This is a genomic window from Martelella sp. FOR1707, assembly GCF_053484265.1.
In genome coordinates this window covers 1-756 of sequence record NZ_JBAKFP010000019.1, presented here as the reverse complement: position 1 = coordinate 756, position 756 = coordinate 1, and the positions used below count along the sequence as shown (strand labels likewise).

At 65.2% G+C, this 756-nt stretch carries 1 protein-coding gene; it reads left to right on the top strand.

All coding sequences use genetic code 11. The features are described 5' to 3' along the window. Positions 1-756 (top strand): ISAs1 family transposase (locus V6765_RS24070; RefSeq protein WP_448433131.1); only part of this gene is annotated, 756 nt, incomplete at both ends.

Sequence of the window (756 nt, the reverse complement as noted above, 5' to 3'; positions counted from 1 at the left end):
GTCTCAGTTGATCGATTACGACGCGGCCCCAAGCCACGACACGTTCTCCCGCCTCCTGCGGCTGATGGATCCGGATGCCTTCGCCCGCGCCTTCGCGACCTTTGCGGCGGCCTTTGCGCGGGCGCGCCGGGAGGTGGTGGCGCTTGACGGAAAGGCATTGCGGCGGGCCTATGAGACAGGGCTTCAGGCTGCCCCGCCACTGACGGTCTCCGCCTTTGCCGCAGGCACCCGGCTGTGCCTGGCTGCGGCAGCGCCCAAGAGCGGCGGCAACGAGATCACAGCGGCCCTCGAAGTGGTCGAACTCCTTGATCTGACGGACAGATTGGTCACCGCCGATGCGCTTCACTGCCACAAGGACATGGCGGCGGCCGTCACCAGGCGGGGCGGCGACTACCTGCTGGCGCTGAAGGGGAACCGGCATCATTGGCAGCAAAAGGCCAGGCAGGCGCTTGCCCATGGACACGCGCAAAGCGTCATCCGGGAAGAGGTGAGCCATGGCCGCAACGAGTGGCGAAAAGCTGAGGTGATCGCAGCCGACATGCCGCTGATGGATGGCCACAAGGCCTTCATCCGCGTTACCAGTCGTCGCGATGACGCGGCGGCGAAGACGCGCCTGTTCATGGCCTCCACATTACTGTCACCGCACGACGCCCTTGATCTGACGCGGGCGCATTGGCAGGTCGAAAACGGCCTGCACTGGATCCTCGATGTGCATCTCAGGGAAGATCAGAGTCGAGCCCGAAAGGACCACGCTCC